The 13,821-nt window shown below is 74.8% G+C and carries 12 protein-coding genes and 2 pseudogenes; 7 read left to right on the forward strand and 7 right to left on the reverse strand.

Features of this window, described 5'->3' with window-relative positions:
- Position 1 precedes the first annotated feature (1 nt).
- The 4 genes from Q0840_RS14435 to Q0840_RS14450 all read right to left on the reverse strand — a co-directional run bounded on the left by Q0840_RS14435 (position 2) and on the right by Q0840_RS14450 (position 4,085).
- Entirely contained in the window at positions 2-1,525 is a 1,524-nt protein-coding gene (locus Q0840_RS14435) for an SDR family oxidoreductase (RefSeq protein ID WP_298460573.1), read from the reverse strand.
- On the reverse strand, positions 1,518-2,498 hold the full coding sequence (locus Q0840_RS14440) for a DNA topoisomerase IB (protein ID WP_298460575.1): 981 nt from the start codon (positions 2,496-2,498) through the stop codon (positions 1,518-1,520). Before Q0840_RS14440 ends, Q0840_RS14435 begins: the two co-directional genes overlap by 8 nt.
- A gap of 45 nt (positions 2,499-2,543) precedes the next feature.
- The gene (locus tag Q0840_RS14445; RefSeq protein ID WP_298460694.1) at positions 2,544-3,383 is read right to left on the reverse strand and encodes an acyl-CoA thioesterase II; all 840 of its coding nucleotides are present in this window, start codon (positions 3,381-3,383) and stop codon (positions 2,544-2,546) included.
- 306 nt (positions 3,384-3,689) lie between these two features.
- Positions 3,690-4,085 carry a globin gene (locus Q0840_RS14450; RefSeq protein ID WP_298460578.1) on the reverse strand — a complete coding sequence of 132 codons (396 nt, stop codon included), beginning with the start codon at positions 4,083-4,085 and terminating at the stop codon, positions 3,690-3,692.
- A gap of 91 nt (positions 4,086-4,176) precedes the next feature.
- Here Q0840_RS14450 and Q0840_RS14455 point away from each other — a divergent pair, with 91 nt between their 5' ends.
- Positions 4,177-4,440 carry an HPr family phosphocarrier protein gene (locus tag Q0840_RS14455; RefSeq protein ID WP_298460580.1) on the forward strand — a complete coding sequence of 88 codons (264 nt, stop codon included), beginning with the start codon at positions 4,177-4,179 and terminating at the stop codon, positions 4,438-4,440.
- A 12-nt stretch (positions 4,441-4,452) separates the two neighbouring features.
- On the opposite strand, the gene ptsP is transcribed toward Q0840_RS14455, so the two are convergent.
- Both ptsP and Q0840_RS14465 read right to left on the reverse strand, forming a co-directional pair.
- Complete coding sequence (gene ptsP, locus Q0840_RS14460) at positions 4,453-6,144, reverse strand: phosphoenolpyruvate--protein phosphotransferase (RefSeq protein WP_298460582.1); 1,692 nt, start codon at positions 6,142-6,144, stop codon at positions 4,453-4,455.
- Positions 6,145-6,229: 85 nt separating this feature from the next.
- Positions 6,230-7,564, reverse strand: a complete 1,335-nt coding sequence (locus Q0840_RS14465) for a PTS transporter subunit EIIC (RefSeq protein ID WP_298460584.1) — start codon at positions 7,562-7,564, stop codon at positions 6,230-6,232.
- Positions 7,565-7,883: 319 nt separating this feature from the next.
- On the opposite strand from Q0840_RS14465, the gene Q0840_RS14470 reads away from it, so the two are divergent.
- The 5 genes and pseudogenes from Q0840_RS14470 to Q0840_RS14490 all read left to right on the forward strand — a co-directional run bounded on the left by Q0840_RS14470 (position 7,884) and on the right by Q0840_RS14490 (position 10,488).
- Complete coding sequence (locus tag Q0840_RS14470) at positions 7,884-8,720, forward strand: GntR family transcriptional regulator (RefSeq protein ID WP_298460586.1); 837 nt, start codon at positions 7,884-7,886, stop codon at positions 8,718-8,720.
- A gap of 71 nt (positions 8,721-8,791) precedes the next feature.
- Positions 8,792-9,016 (forward strand): annotated as a pseudogene (locus Q0840_RS14475) (glucose PTS transporter subunit EIIB); the annotation flags it as partial.
- 34 nt (positions 9,017-9,050) lie between these two features.
- Positions 9,051-9,299: pseudogene (locus Q0840_RS14480) on the forward strand (glucose PTS transporter subunit EIIB); the annotation flags it as partial.
- Positions 9,299-9,763: a PTS glucose transporter subunit IIA gene (locus tag Q0840_RS14485; RefSeq protein WP_298460588.1), complete on the forward strand. Its 465-nt coding sequence runs from the start codon at positions 9,299-9,301 to the stop codon at positions 9,761-9,763. The pseudogene Q0840_RS14480 and the gene Q0840_RS14485, both read left to right, overlap by 1 nt.
- Positions 9,754-10,488, forward strand: coding sequence for an HAD family phosphatase (locus Q0840_RS14490; protein WP_298460590.1), 735 nt, complete (start codon positions 9,754-9,756; stop codon positions 10,486-10,488). Before Q0840_RS14485 ends, Q0840_RS14490 begins: the two co-directional genes overlap by 10 nt.
- Here the strand turns inward: Q0840_RS14490 and Q0840_RS14495 are convergent.
- Positions 10,472-11,518, reverse strand: coding sequence for a mechanosensitive ion channel family protein (locus tag Q0840_RS14495; RefSeq protein ID WP_298460592.1), 1,047 nt, complete (start codon positions 11,516-11,518; stop codon positions 10,472-10,474). The genes Q0840_RS14490 and Q0840_RS14495 overlap by 17 nt on opposite strands.
- Before the next feature lie 119 nt (positions 11,519-11,637).
- On the opposite strand from Q0840_RS14495, the gene malQ reads away from it, so the two are divergent.
- The gene (gene malQ / locus Q0840_RS14500) at positions 11,638-13,770 is read left to right on the forward strand and encodes a 4-alpha-glucanotransferase (protein ID WP_298460594.1); all 2,133 of its coding nucleotides are present in this window, start codon (positions 11,638-11,640) and stop codon (positions 13,768-13,770) included.
- Positions 13,771-13,821 lie beyond the last annotated feature (51 nt).

Here is a 13,821-nt window from a genome sequence, read left to right on the forward strand (position 1 = left end):
CTCACGCCGCTGCGGCGCCCGCTCTGCGCTGCGCCGTCCGACGTTCCGCCTCGAGTGCGATCCCGCGTTGCATCCCGCCGAAGACCACGCCGTGGAAGGGGGCGACCGACCACCAGTACAGCTGCCCGACCAGCCCGTGCGGGTGGAACACCGCACGCTGGGAGAACACCGGGGCGTCGCGCGACCCCTCCACCCGCAGCTCCAACCACGCCAGCCCGGGCAGCCGCATCTCGGCGCGCAGCCGCAGCAGCCGGCCCGGCTCGATCTCCTCCACGCGCCAGAAGTCGACGGCGTCGTCCACGGCGAGCCGCTGGGGGTCACGCCGGCCGCGGCGCAGGCCCGGCCCGCCGGACAGTCGGTCGAGCAGTCCGCGGACCCGCCACGCGAGCGCCCACGAGTACCAGCCGCGGTCGCCGCCGACGCTCTCCAGCACCGTCCACAGGTCCTCGGGGTCTGCTCGGACGGGTGTCGTGCGCTCGTCGACGTACAGCGACCCGCCCGCCCAGTCCGGGTCGGTGGGCAGCGGGTCGCTGGGAGCGCCCGCGACGGACGCCGACGACCACCGCGTCACGACGTCGGCCTCGTGGATGCGGGCCAGGGCGAGTCGCACGGCGTCGTCGAACGAGACCAGCCCACCGGGCGGGTCGGGGACGTACCGGGCGATGTCGTGCTCGTCGCACACCACCTCGTGCACGAGGGACTCCACGAGCGGCCGGGCCAGCCCCGACGGCACCGGGGTCACCAGCCCCACCCACAGGCTGGACAGCCGCGGCGACAGGACCGGCACGGCGACGATGACGCGCCGCGGCAGCCCGGCCACGCGCGCGTACCGCTGCATCATGTCGCGGTAGGTGAGCACCTCCGGACCGCCGATGTCGAAGGACCGGTTGACGTCGCCGGGCAGCCGCGCGGCGCCGACGAGGTACCGCAGTACGTCCCGGATCGCGATCGGCTGGATCCGGTTCTCGACCCAGCGCGGTGTCGTCATCGCCGGCAGCCGCTCGGTGAGGTACCGCATCATCTCGAACGACGCCGACCCGGACCCGAGGATCACCGCCGCGCGCAGCACCGCCGTCGGCACCCCGGAGGCCAGCAGGATCTCCCCGACCTCCTTGCGCGACTCCAGGTGCGGCGACAGCGCCTCGCCCTCGGGGTACAGCCCGCCGAGGTAGACGATCCGCCCCACACCGGCCTCCCGCGCCGCCTGCGCGAACGTCAGCGCCGTCCGGCGGTCGCGGGCCTCGAACCGTCGCCCCGACCCCAGGGAGTGCACCAGGTAGTAGGCGACGTCGACCCCGGTCAGCGCGGCGCGGATCTGCTCGGCGTCGCCGGCGTCCGCCTGCACGACGTCGACCTCGTCGTGCCATGGGCGCCCGCGCAGCCGCCCGGGGTTGCGGGCCAGCGCCCGCACGTGGTGGCCGGCGGCGAGCAGCTCGGGGACCAGGCGCCCCCCGACGTAGCCGGTGACCCCGGTCACGGCCACGGTGAGCGGCCCAGCAGAAGTCGGTGTCCCGGTGTCAGTCACTCAGCAGCTCCAGTACCGCTCGCTCGGCCTCGTCCCGTGAGCGGGTCCGGCCGATGGACTCCCCACGCTCCCACAGGTCCACCAGCCGGGGGTCGATGTACGACGCCCGGCAGACGGCCGGGGTGTTGCCGAGCGCCTCGCTCACGTCCCGCACCACCCCGGTGACCACCTTGCGGCGCGCGCGGTCCGACGTCGGCGGAGCACCGGCGTCCGCCAGGCCACGGGCGGCGAGCACGGTGGCGTGCCAGGTCCGGAAGTCCTTGGGGCTCGCGTCGTGACCCAGCACGTCCTTGACGTACGCCGTCACGTCGGCGCTCGAGATGTCGTACCAGGTACGCCCGTCGCGCCACGCGAGCAGCTCCTCACCGCCCCCCGTGCGCCGCCGCAGCGACGTCACCAGCCGTGCGACGTCGGGCTCGGCGACGACGACGTCGCGCACCTGCCCGGACTTGGCGGGGTACAGGAACCGCACCGTCCGGTCGCCGCGCACCTGCACGTGCTCGCGGCGCAGGGTCGCCAGCCCGTACGAGCCGTTGGTCCGCGCGTAGGTCTCGTTGCCCGCGCGGAAGTACGCCAGGTCGAGCAGCCGGAACGCCAGCGCCAGTGCGCGGCTGCGCGGCCACCCGGTCTGGTCCAGGTCCGCCTCGACCTGCTTGCGCGCGTCGGGCAGCCGGCGGGCGATCTCCAGCACGTGGTCGTGCTTCGCGCGGTCACGCCGCAGCCGCCACTGCGCGTGGTAGAGGTACTGGCGCCGGCCGGCGGCGTCGACGCCGGCGGCCTGGATGTGGCCGCCCGGCCACGGGCAGATCCACACGTCCTGCCAGGCCGGCGGGATCGCCAGCGACGAGATCCGCCCGATGGCCTCCGGGTCGGTCAGCCGGGTGCGGTCGGTGTCGAGGTAGACGAAGCCGTCCCCGGCGCGGGTACGGGTCCAGCCGGGGGAGTCGATCCGGACCCGGCGCAGGCGTGGCATGGCGTGAGTCTGACCCGCGCGGGGCGGCGGCGCGCGGCGAGGACGTCAGTCCGGGAGTCGCACCATGCCCTCCTGGGCGATGCTCGCCACCAGGTCGCCGTCCTGCGCGTACACCTTCGCGGCCGTCAGTCCGCGGCCGCCCTGCGCGCTGGGGGACGACTGCACGTACAGCAGCCACTCGTCGACGCGTGCGGGCCGGTGCCACCACATCGCGTGGTCGAGGCTCGCCATCGACAGCCCGGGGGAGATCCAGCTGTGCCCGTGCCGGCGCAGCACCGGCTCGAGCATGACCTGGTCGCAGGCGTACGCCATCAGCGCCCGCTGCAGCAGGGCGTCGTCGGGCACCGGGGTGCGTGCCCGGACCCAGACCATCTGCCGGTCGGTGGCCGCCGGCCCCGGGCCGAGGAAGATCGACGAGTCCACGTGGCGCAGGTCGAAGGCCGCCGACTCGGTGAAGAACGCTGCCATGGGGTGGTCGATGGGGCGCAGCAGGTCCAGCGCGCTGACCACCTCGTCCGGGGGTGGCGCGTCCGGCATCGCGTCGGCGTGGTCCAGGCCGGGCTGCTCCTCCTGGAACGACGTGATCATCGACAGGATCGGCTGGCCGCCCTGGAGCGCGTGCGTGCGACGGGCGCTGAACGACCGCCCGTCCCGCATCCGCTCGACGGCGAAGGTGATGGGCTGCCGGACGTCGCCCGGCCGCAGGAAGTACCCGTGCAGCGAGTGCGGCAACCTCCCGTCCGGCACGGTGCGCCCCGCCGCCACGAGCGCCTGGGCGAGCACCTGACCGCCGAAGACCCGGCCCAGCGGGCGCGGCAGGCTCGGGCCGACGAACTCGTCGTCGCCGACGGGCTCGAGCGTCAGCGCAGCGAGCACGCGGCTCATCGCGTCGGAGGTGCCGTCGCCGTGCTCGCCGGCGCGTGCGGCGTCGGGCGTGCTGTCGGAGGCGTCGGTGGAGCGCTCGGCGGGCGTCGGTGCGGTCATGCCGTCCACCCTCGTGGCCGGGGACGTCCGGCGCCAACGCGCCACACCGCACGTGAGGCCCGACACAGCGGGCACCCAGCAGGCCCGACCCAGCAGGCCCGACCCAGCGGGCCCGACCCAGCAGGCCCGACGACAGCGCGCCCACGGGTCAGCACCGCGCGCGGCGTCACGGCTCGCCGGTGCGGAGAGGCCCGGCGCCGGGCGGTGTCAGTCGTCGAACGTGTTGAGCAGCGAGTGGGCCGCGCGCTCGAGGTAGTCCCACAGCTGCGCCTCGTGCAGCGGGGCGAGCCCGAGCGAACCGACCGCGGCGCGCATGTGCGTCAGCCACCGGTCGCGGGCGTCGGGGTTCACCTTGTACGGGGCGTGCCGCATGCGCAGCCGCGGGTGCCCACGCTGCTCGGAGTACGTGGTGGGCCCGCCCCAGTACTGCTCGAGGAACATCGTGAGCCGGACCCGCGCAGCCGCGTGATCCGCCTCGGGGTACATCGGCCGGAGCACGTCGTCGGTCGCGATCCCGTCGTAGAACCGGTCGACGAGCCGGACGAACGTCTCGTGCCCGCCGATGGCGGCGTAGAAGGTCCCGGCCCGGTCGGTGGCGTCCACCCGACCATTGTCCCACCCGCCGCGCCGCCTGAGCCCTATGGTGGTCTGGACCAGTGCGACCTCGCACAGCACCGAAGCAGCGGAGGTAGTCGTGCCCCAGCGTCGAGTCACCGTGGCCATCCCCGAGGGGCTGCACGCCCGCCCCGCGGCCCTGTTCGTGAAGCTGGCCGGTGAGCAGCCCGCCGCCGTGACGATCGCCAAGGACGGGGGCGACCCGGTCGCGGCGAGCAGCATCCTCGCCGTCATGACGCTCGGTGCGGGCGCCGGCGACGACGTCGTGCTGGCCGCGGACGGGGACGGTGCCGAGGACTCCCTGGACGCGCTCGAGCAGTACCTGACCACCGCGGAGCACTGAGCCCGGCCGGGACTACAGGCCCAGCTCCTCCAGGACGGGCAGCGCCGCGCGGATCTCGGCCCGCGCGGCGTCCGCCGTCTCGGCGACCAGCGCCCGCTCCGCGAGTCGACGGCACTCGTCGCGGGTGACCGACGCGAGCACCGCGGCGACGTCGGGCAGGGCACGCGGGCTCATCGACAGGGTCGCGACGCCGAGCCCGACGAGCACCACGGCGAGTGCCGGGTCGGCCGCGGCCTCCCCGCAGACGCCCACCGGCCGGCCCTGCTGCGCGCCGCCGCGGCAGGTGGCCGCGATGAGCTGCAGCACCGCGGGCTGCCACGACGTGGACAGCCCGGCGAGCGAGCCCAGCAGGCGGTCGGACGCCATCGCGTACTGGGTGAGGTCGTTGGTGCCGATGCTGGCGAAGGCGGCGCGCGCCAGGATCGGCCCGGCCAGCAGAGCGGCGCTGGGGACCTCCACCATGACGCCCGCCGTGGGCAGGCCGTGGGCGGTGCAGCGGGCGACGAAGTCCTCGGTCTCCTCGACGGTGGCGACCATGGGCGCCATCACCCACGTCTCGGCGTGCTCCGCGGCGGCGGCCTGCGCGATGGCGGTGAGCTGGTCCTCGAGCACCTGTGCGTCGCGCGTCGCGGTCCGCAGGCCGCGCACGCCCAGGGCCGGGTTCGGCTCGTCGGTCGCCGTCAGGAACGGCAGCGGCTTGTCCGCCCCCGCGTCGAGCGTGCGCACCACGACCTTCTTGCCGGCGAACGCCGCGAGCACCCGGCGGTAGGCCGCCACCTGCTCCTCGACCGTCGGGGCCTGCTTGCGGTCCAGGAAGCAGAACTCGGTGCGGAACAGGCCCACGCCCTCGGCGCCGGCGTCCGCCGCCGGCTGGGCGCCGTCCGGGTTGCCGACGTTGGCGAGCAGCGGCACGGGGTGGCCGTCCCGCGTGCGGCCGTGGCCGTCGAAGGTACGGACCTGCGCGGCCAGCTCCTGCGCGCGGGCCACCTGCTCCTCGCTCGGGTCAGGCACGACCTCGCCCTTGCCGCCGTCCACCAGGACCGGGGCGTCGTCGTGCAGGTCGACCGCCCCGGCCGCGCCGACCACGGCCGGGATGCCCAGCGCGCGGGCGAGGATCGCCGTGTGCGACGTCGGACCACCCTCGCTGGTGACGATCGCCAGCACCCGGTCGGGGTCCAGGGTGGCGGTGTCCGCGGGAGCCAGGTCGCGTGCCACGAGCACGAAGGGATGGCCCGGGTCAGGGACGCCGGGCGCGGGGCGGCCGGTGAGCGCCGCCACGACCCGGTCGCGGACGTCGGCGACGTCGCGGGTCCGCTCGGCCATGTACCCGCCGAGCGCGGCGAGCTGGTCGATCACCTGGCCGGCCGCTTCCCACACCGCCCGCGCGGGCGTGAGGTCGCCGGACCGGACGAGGTCCTGAGCGGTCGACACGAGCGTCGGGTCGGCGGCCATCATCGCGGTCGTCTCGAGCACCTCGCGGCTCGTCCCGACGGCCCCCTGCGCTGACCGCTCCAGCCCCTCGCGGACCCGCTCGGCGGCCGCGGCGATCTGCGCCGCGGCGTCGTCGTCCGACAGGCCGGGACCGCGACGGGTCCCCGACGGCTCCGGCACGGGCGGCGGCATCCGCAGGACCGTGCCGACCGCGCGACCGGGGCTGACGCCGATCCCGCGGATGGCCTGGTGGGAGGTGCCGGTCGGGCTCATGGGTGTCCGTCCTCGTCGTCGGTGCCGTGATGCCGTGCGTACCGTGCGTGCCGTCGGTGCCGTCGGTGCGGCATCGCACCGGGGCTCAGGCGCTCGTCGGCTTCGTCCCGCTCACCGGCGCACCGGTCGGCACGGCGGGGTCGTCCATCGGCTGGTCGACGAGCACGTTGTTGTCCGCGACGCCGTCGTCGTCCTCGCGTCCCGGGGTGCGCAGGTTCCACTTCGTGATCACGAACCGGAACAGCACGTAGTAGATGACGGCGTAGACCAGCCCGATGACGATCAGCAGCAACGGCTGCTGCGCGATCCGGAAGTTCAGCAGGTAGTCGATCGCGCCGGCCGAGAACCCGAACCCGTGGTGGATGTCGAGGGCGTTGACCAGCGCGAGCGACGTCCCGGTGAGCACCGCGTGGATGACGTAGAGCGGGTACGCGACGTAGACGAACGCGAACTCCAGCGGCTCGGTGACGCCGGTGACGAACGAGACCAGCGCGGCCGAGCCCATGATCCCGGCGATCACCTTGCGCTTCTCCGGCTTGGCGGTGTGCACGAAGGCCAGCGCGGCGGCCGGGAGGGCGAACATCATGATCGGGAAGAAGCCGGTCATGAAGGTCCCGGCGGTCGGGTCGCCGAACAAGAACCGACGGATGTCACCGGTCCGCTCGATCCCGTCCGCGTCGACGTACGTGCCGAACTCGAACCACGGCAGTGTGTTGAGGATGTGGTGCAGGCCGACCGGCACGAGCAGGCGGTTCGCGGTCCCGTACACGAACGCCCCGAGCACCGTGGATCCGGTGACCCATTCGCCGACGGAGGTCAGCCCCGCGTCGAAGACCGGGTAGATCAGCGCACCGATGACGGCGGCGACGATCGCCATGCCGGCGGTGACGATGGGCACGAACCGGCGTCCACCGAAGAACGCGAGGTACGCCGGCAGCTTGATCCGGTAGTACTTCTGGTACAGCAGTGCGGCGATCAGCCCGATGACGATCCCGCCGAGCACGCCGTAGTTGATCAGCTCCTGCTCCTCGCCCTCCGCGGCGGTGCCGAGGACGTACGGCGAGAGCGCGTCACCGACGCCCCGGAACACGAGGTAGCCGATCAGCGCTGCGAGGCCCGTCGACCCGTCGGACTTGCGGGCGTACCCCACCGCGACGCCGAGCGCGAAGAGCAGCGGCAGGTTGTCGAACAGCGCGCCGCCGGCCGCGGCCATCACGGCGGCGACCGGGAGCAGCCAGTCCCCCCAGACGCCGGCCAGCCCGTCCTCGCCGAGCATGTCCGCCTGCCCGAGCCGCAGCAGCAGGGCGGCGGCCGGGAGCGACGCGATCGGCAGCATGAGCGAGCGGCCCACCCGCTGCAGCTGCGCGAGGCCCGGGATGCTTCGCTTCTCGCGCTCGGCGGGAACGGTGGTGGTGGCCATGCGCGCACTCCCTGTCGTGGACGGGCGCACGTGCGGTGCTCGCCCCCGCACGCGAGCGGTCCGGACCGAGCGCCGCACGAGCACCGCTAGATGTCTGGACCAGCCGCGTTCACCATGGTGGAATGGCGCGGCTGGTGTCAAGGATCACACTCCGGCCGGCGCAGCCGGTCGGGCCCGGCTCGGCTCGGCCCGGCCGCGGGCCGGGCTCGGCCCCGGTGCGGGCCGCCTGCCGCCCGGCTGTGCGCCGGCGCCGACCGACGGAGCCGGACGGAGCCGGCGCACGGAGCACGAGACACGGGGTGGCGAGGGGGTGGCACGGGTGCGTCCGTCGGTCCTGAAGTACGTGCGTGTCCGGGACTACCTGCGGTCCCTGGTCACCCACGAGCTGCGGGTCGGTGACGCCATCCCGTCCGAGCGGCTGCTCTGCGAGCGGTTCGGCGTCTCCCGGATGACCGTCCGCCAGGCCGTCGACGCCCTCGTGGTCGAGGGTCTGCTCGAGCGCGAGCAGGGTCGCGGCACGTTCGTCGCACCGGCCAAGGTGGACCTGCAGGTCCGGCTGTCGTCGTTCGGCGAGGAGATGGCACGGCGCGGCATGGTCGCCTCGTCGCGGGTCATCGCCGCCGAGGAGGTGCCGGCCACGCCCGACGTCGCCGACGCGCTGGAGCTGGTCCCCGGCGACCCCGTGCACCACCTGCACCGGGTGCGGTACGCCGACGGGGAGCCGATGGCCATCGAGCAGTCCTGGGTGCCGAGGCTGCTGGTGCCGGGTCTGTTCGACCACGGGCCGCCGACGAGCGTCTACGGCGAGCTGCGCGCCGTCGGGCTCGACCCGGACTGGGGTGAGGACACGGTGGCCGCCTCCGAGATCGACGCACCGGGCGCTGCCATGCTGGGACTGCGGGCGGGAGCAGCGGTGCTCCGGCTGGCACGGCGGACGTTCGCCGGGCAGACGGCGTGCGTCTACTCGCGGTCCTCCTACCGGGCGGACCGGTACGAGCTGTGGGTCCCGCTGCGGGCGCCCCGGCGCCCGCTGACCCCGCGGACGGACAGGGCGGTCGAGGACGGAGCGCCCCACGACGCAGCGCTCGCCGACACAGCGCTCACCGACACAGCGCTCACCGACACAACGCGCGACATGACGGAGGGCCGGCGATGACGCGGGCGACACGCGGTGCAGGGCCACGCGGTGCAGGGACACGCGGTGCAGGGACACGCGCCGCAGGGGCACAGGCGAGCAGCATCCTCGCGGCGCTCGGTGGCGTCGGGAACATCGTCGACATCGAGCCGTGCACCACACGGCTGCGCTCGGAGGTGCGCGACCCTCGGCTGGTCGACACCGCCGCGCTCCGGGCCGCCGGCAGCCACGGCGTGATGATCTCCGGGCGCGTGGTGCAGGTCGTCGTCGGGCCCGGGGTGGACGTCCTCGCGACCGATCTCGAGGACCTGATGTGACTAGTCTGGGCGGGCGGCCGAGGCGGTCGTCGCCGATCAAGGAGGAGAACCCATGAGCAAGGCAGAGCAGATCCTGGCGGCACTCGGCGGCGACGCGAACGTGCTCGACCTGGAGCCCTGCATCACGCGCCTGCGCGTCGAGGTCGAGAACCCCGAGCTCGTCGACGAGGCCGGGCTCAAGGCGACCGGCGCCTTCGGCATCGTCCGCTCCGGCAAGGTCGTCCAGGTCGTCGTCGGCCCCGAGGCGGACACGCTCGCGTCGGACATCGAGGACCTGCGCTGATGACGTCACCGCTCACCGTGCTGGCGCCCGTCGCCGGCACGGTGGTGGCGATGGCGGACGTCCCGGACCCCGTGTTCGCCGGTGACCTCGTCGGTCCCGGGCTCGCCGTGGACCCCGCGCGTGACGGGACGATGGTCGCGGTCGCGCCGGTCGCGGGCCGGATCGTCAAGCTCCACGCGCACGCCTTCGTCATCCAGGCCGACGAGTCGCGCGCGGCCCTGGTGCACCTGGGCCTGGACACCGTCCAGCTCGGGGGCGAGGGCTTCACGTTGCACGCCAGCGAGGGCGACACCGTCGCGGCCGGCGACGACGTCGTCAGCTGGGACCCCGCCCAGGTCGAGGCCGGTGGACGGTCGCCCGTCTGCCCGGTCGTCGCGCTGCAGGGCTCACCCGACGCGCTGACGCCGCTGGCCGCGGTGGGATCGACCGTGCGGGCGGGCGAGCCCCTGCTCGAGTGGGCCTGACCCCGGCCCCGTCGCCGGCCGACCATCCCGGTCCGCCCGACGCCGGTCCGCCCGACGTCGGCCGGTTGCTGACCCGTCCCGGCGCCGGCCTCCTGCTCGACCTCGACGGCACGCTCGTCGACAGCGAGCCGGTCCACCGGGAGGCGTTCCGCGCCTACTTCGCGCAGCGGGACTGGCCCGTCGACGACGACGTCGTCGCGCAGTTCGCGGGACGGCGCGCGCACGAGGTCTTCGCCGCGCTCGACGGTCCGTGGCGCGGTGAGGACCCGCACCGGCTCACGGCGGGGGTCGTGGCGGCGCTCGGCACCGCGACGGCAGAGCCGGTGCTCGTCCCGGGCGCGGCGCAGCTGCTCGCCGCCTGCACCCGGACGGGCCTCGCGGTCGCCGTCGTCACCTCCGCGCACCGGCGCTGGGCCGCGGACGTGGTGCGACGGCTCGGCGTCGACCCCGACGCCCTGCCGATGGTGACGGCCGACGAGTGCCGCCACGGCAAGCCCGACCCGGAGCCCTACCGGCGCGGCGCGCAGCGGCTCGGCCTGGACCCGGCGGGGCTCGTCGCCGCCGAGGACACCCCCGCCGGCATCGCCTCGGCGCGCGCCGCCGGCGTCGGCCGGGTGCTCGGGCTGACGACGACGCTCGCCGCGGACCGGCTGCGCGACGCCGGCGCGCACGTCACCGCCCCGGACCTGCGGGCACTGGCCCGCGCGGTCACCGCTCGGGGCTGACACCCGCCGGCACGGACCCGGACGGGCGCTCGACGACGACCTCGCGGCGGGGCAGCGCCAGGTCGATGCCCTCGGCGGCCAGCCGGGTGCGGATCCGGGCCCGCAGCTCGCGCGAGATCTGCCACTGCGTGGACGGCGCGACCTTGACCAGCAGCCGCAGCATCACGCCCTCCGCGGTGAGGTCCTCGATCCCGGCGACCTCCGGCTCCTCGAGCACCATGTGCCCGAGCTCCTCGTCCGCCGCCACCTCCGCGGCGGCCGCCAGCATCAGCCTGCGCACCCGGGGCACGTCCTCGTCGGACAGCACCCGCAGCTCGAGCAGCGCCCGGGACCAGCCCTGCGTCATGTTGCCCACCCGCAGGATCTCGCCGTTGCGGACGTACCACAGGGTGCCGTCCAGGGACCGGACCTGGGTGACCCGCAGGCCGACCTGCTCGACGGTGCCGACCGCCTCGCCGAGGTCGATCACGTCACCCACGCCGTACTGGTCCTCGACGAGCATCGAGATCCCGGCGAGGAAGTCCTTGACCAGCGTCTGGGCGCCGAAGCCCAGCGCGACGCCGACCACGCCGGCGGAGGCGAGCAGCGGTCCCACGTCGACGTGCAGGATGCCCAGGACGATCACGACGGCGAGGGCGCCGACCACGAACCCGCTGATCGAGCGCAGCACGGAGCCCATCGTCTCGGCGCGCTGCACCCGCCGTGCGGCGCCCAGCGGGCTCGGGTCCGGCCCGGGGCCGTCCTGCCGCAGACCGCGGGAGAGCAGCGCCGCGGCGTGCCGGTGCACCGTCGGGGTGCCGTCGACGATCCGCTTGACCGTGTGCGCGATCGACGTGCGCAGCAGCGCGAGCACGATCGCGCCGATGAGGATCGTCAGGCCGATCTGCCACGCGGGCGTGACCAGCCCGTCGAACCAGCGACCCACCTGCTCGGTGTCCGGCAGCGTCGGACCGTCCGTCGACGTCGGGTCCGGGGCCGGCTCGGCGGCGAGGCGGGCGAGGGTCAGGACGACGTCGGATGCGGCGAGCATGGCTGACAAGGGTAGTCGCGGCGGCACCCGGACCCCGACCAGCGGGACTGGGACCGGCACCAGCACCGGCCGCCGGACCCACCGCGCCTGTCCCCGTGCGCTCTGGCAGGATCGGCGTCGTGCCAGCACCGACCGACGACGTCCCGGACACCCTCGTACAGCTCGCGGAGGCCTACGGCATCGCGCCGCGCTACCAGAGCTTCGCCGGCCCCGAGGAGCAGGTCTCGCCGACGACGCTCGTCGCCCTGCTCGCCGCCATGGGGGTCGACGCGTCGTCGCCCGAGCGGGTCGAGGTCGCGCTCGCGCACGTGCGCGACGAGCCGTGGCGGCGCACCCTGCCGCCGGTCCTCGTCGTGGTCGCCGGTGAGCGGTCCGAGGTGCCGGTGCACCTGCGCCACGGCGACCCGGTGGAGGTGTGGGTCGAGCTCGAGGCCGAGTCCGGCGGTGGGCGCCGGGAGGTGCAGCAGGTGGACCACCACACCGAGCCGCGCACGGTCGACGGCCGTGAGACCGGCCGGGCCACGTTCGCCCTCCCGGCCGACCTGCCGCTGGGCTGGCACACGCTGCACGCCGACGGCCCGGGAGGTCCGGCGGAGTGCGTCCTGGTGGTGACCCCGCGCCGCCTCGAGCTGCCCGCCCACCTGGAGGAGCAGCGCGCGTGGGGGTTCATGGCGCAGCTGTACTCGGTGCGGTCCCAGGAGTCCTGGGGGGTCGGGGACCTCGCCGACCTGGCCGAGATCATGCGCCTGGCCGGGCACCGCTGCGGCGCCGACTTCGTGCTGATCAACCCGCTGCACGCGGCCGAGCCGATCGCCCCGATGAGCCCGTCCCCGTACCTGCCGACGACGCGTCGCTTCGTCAACCCGCTGTACGTCCGTCCCGAGGACGTGCGCGAGACGGCGTACCTGTCCGCGGCCGACCGGTCGCTGGTGGAGTGGGCCGGCGAGCCGGTCCGCACCGCCTCGACCGACACCGGGCCGATCGACCGCGACGCCGCGTGGGCGGCGAAGAAGAGCGCGCTCGAGGTCGTCTTCGCCGCGCCGCGCTCGGCCGCCCGTCGCGACGCCTTCGACCGCTTCCGCGCCGAGCAGGGTCAGGGCCTGGAGGACTTCGCGCTGTGGTCCGCGCTGTGCGAGCGGTACGGCCACCCCGGCGAGTGGCCCGAGGAGGCGCACGACCCCGCGTCGTCGTTCGTGGCGCAGGCCCGCGAGGAGCTGGCGGACCGGGTCACCTTCCACTGCTGGCTGCAGTGGGTCGCGGACGAGCAGCTGGCCGCCGCCCAGCGCGCCGCGCACGAGGGGGGCATGCGGATCGGGGTCATGCACGACCTCGCCGTCGGCGTGCACCCCGAGGGGGCCGACGCGTGGTCGCTGCGCGAGGTGCTCGCCCGGCACGTCGGCGTCGGGGCCCCGCCGGACATGTACAACCAGCAGGGCCAGAACTGGTCCCAGCCGCCGTGGCGGCCGGACGCGCTGGCCCGCGCCGGCTACGCGCCGTACCGGGACATGCTGCGCACGGTCCTGCGGCACGCCGGCGCGATCCGGATCGACCACATCCTCGGCCTGTTCCGGCTGTGGTGGATCCCGGACGGCTCGTCGCCGTCGGACGGCGCGTACGTGCGCTACGACCACGACGCGCTGGTGGGCATCCTGTGCCTGGAGGCGGCGCGTGCGGGGGCCGTCGTGATCGGTGAGGACCTCGGGCTGGTGGAGCCCTGGGTGCGCGACTACCTGAGCGACCGGGGCGTGCTGGGCACGTCGGTGCTGTGGTTCGAGCAGCGCGACGACCGCCCGCTGCCGCCGGAGAATTATCGCCGGCTCGCCCTGGCGACGGTCACGACGCACGACCTGCCGCCCACGGCCGGGTACCTCGCCGACGAGCACGTCGCGATCCGCGAGCGACTGGGCCTGCTCACCGAGCCCGCGGCCGTGGTGCGGCGCGCGGCCGAGGTGGAGCGTGACCGCTTCCTGCGCCTGCTGGACGACCGCGGCCTGCTCAGCGAGGACCCGTCCGAGCGGGAGATCGTCGAGGCGCTGCACCGGCTGGTGATGCAGACCCCGTCGGTGCTGGTCGGCGTCGCGCTGGTGGACGCCGTCGGCGAGCGGCGTGCGCAGAACCAGCCGGGCACCAACGAGGAGTACCCGAACTGGAAGGTCCCGCTCGCCGACGGCGCGGGACGGCTGGTCACCGTCGACGAGCTGTTCGACAACCCGCGGCTGACGTCGCTGGTGGCGGCGCTCAACCGGCGCTGACGTCCGCGAGCCGGCCGGGGAGCAGGTCCCGGCCGGCTCGCCGCGGGCTCA

The sequence above is a fragment of the uncultured Cellulomonas sp. genome, assembly GCF_947494015.1.
Classification (GTDB): domain Bacteria; phylum Actinomycetota; class Actinomycetes; order Actinomycetales; family Cellulomonadaceae; genus Pengzhenrongella.

What these genes read in the sequence shown, in the direction of transcription:
- Q0840_RS14440 (WP_298460575.1), bottom strand. Translation starts at nt 2,498, where the DNA reads ATGCCACGCCTGCGCCGGGTCCGGATCGACTCCCCCGGCTGGACCCGT.
- Q0840_RS14445 (WP_298460694.1), bottom strand. Translation starts at nt 3,383, where the DNA reads ATGAGCCGCGTGCTCGCTGCGCTGACGCTCGAGCCCGTCGGCGACGAC.
- ptsP (WP_298460582.1), bottom strand. Translation starts at nt 6,144, where the DNA reads ATGAGCCCGACCGGCACCTCCCACCAGGCCATCCGCGGGATCGGCGTC.
- Q0840_RS14465 (WP_298460584.1), bottom strand. Translation starts at nt 7,564, where the DNA reads ATGGCCACCACCACCGTTCCCGCCGAGCGCGAGAAGCGAAGCATCCCG.
- Q0840_RS14485 (WP_298460588.1), top strand. Translation starts at nt 9,299, where the DNA reads ATGACGTCACCGCTCACCGTGCTGGCGCCCGTCGCCGGCACGGTGGTG.
- Q0840_RS14495 (WP_298460592.1), bottom strand. Translation starts at nt 11,518, where the DNA reads ATGCTCGCCGCATCCGACGTCGTCCTGACCCTCGCCCGCCTCGCCGCC.